The sequence below is a fragment of the Dellaglioa sp. CoH-55-MRSF-7 genome (genome assembly GCF_056782235.1).
Genome location: NZ_JBXAYI010000238.1, coordinates 1 through 238, shown reverse-complemented (window position 1 = coordinate 238; position 238 = coordinate 1). Strand labels below are relative to the sequence as shown.

Below are 238 nucleotides of genomic sequence, written 5' to 3'. Positions count from 1 at the left end.
AGTATGACCCGGGCCAGAAGTTTTACTTCTGCATTGGGGATCAGTACATCTCGTACTATCTGGTCGGCTATGTCGCGGGCTACACGTCCAAGGGGCAGCTGATTTTGATCGGGAGCCCGGATCGCCAAACCCGTGGCTCTTCGTTCACGATGTACATGCCTCCTGATTCGGTAGACAGTGGATCGCTTCTCCCGTTCTCGGAGTGGAAGAAAGTCCGGGCCTCGCTCCGCGAGCGTGG

At 57.1% G+C, this 238-nt stretch carries 1 protein-coding gene; it reads left to right on the top strand.

Annotated features, from left to right (window positions below):
• On the top strand, nucleotides 1–238 hold a 238-nt coding region (locus AC1RPU_RS08525), incomplete at both ends, for a hypothetical protein (protein ID WP_481769737.1).